The sequence below is a fragment of the Acinetobacter sp. NigerLNRRAM0016 genome, assembly GCF_054112845.1.
In genome coordinates, this window is record NZ_JBSYVT010000117.1 from 1 (window position 1) to 561 (window position 561).

The 561-nt window shown below is 44.7% G+C and carries 2 protein-coding genes; both read right to left on the minus strand.

The annotated features are described in order from the left end of the window. Nucleotides 1-200, minus strand: a 200-nt coding sequence (gene tnpB, locus ACWQ4X_RS19775) for an IS66 family insertion sequence element accessory protein TnpB (protein ID WP_457904685.1), incomplete at its 3' end; no start/stop codon positions are given. Then, nucleotides 143-526: a transposase gene (locus ACWQ4X_RS19780; RefSeq protein ID WP_019836977.1), complete on the minus strand. Its 384-nt coding sequence runs from the start codon at nt 524-526 to the stop codon at nt 143-145. The genes ACWQ4X_RS19780 and tnpB, both read right to left, overlap by 58 nt. Between the last annotated feature and the right edge of the window lie 35 nt (nt 527-561).

Consider the following 561-nt stretch of genomic DNA (forward strand, 5'->3'; position numbering starts at 1 on the left):
CGATGGCCACGTTTATTACAGAACAGGTAAGCACAATGCGGTTTGATGTAGCCAAAGGCTCTCACCACCTGAGCCATGGTCGTATCCATACCTGCACGCATGTCCATGGGCTGAGTAGACAACCAGATTTCATCAATGCGGATCATGTTGCCAGTGCCTTGAGTAATTCTGCCAAGGCAGGTATTTCTGATGTCTGCCATTTTAGCTGAATATCATTATTCGTATGAGGCACGGTGATACACAACGTGATCCTCTCATCAATAGGTTGGCTGATTGCAGCAGTGTAAGGCAAAGCAATAAATGCTGGATTCACATGAGTAGGATCCTGCACGGCACCATCATGATGGCTGAAGATCCTGATCCAACGACTGACAAGGTTGGCATTAATACTATGTTGCAGTGCGACCGAAGCGATCGAGGTATTAGGATTTTTGCAGGCATTGACAATACTGAGTTTGAATTCTTTGCTGTATGTTCTGCGTTTTTTAGCAACAGGAGGTGTTGCTGAATATATATCCATGTTCATGGATTAAGTCCCCACTTGTTTTTAGGTGGGAACTA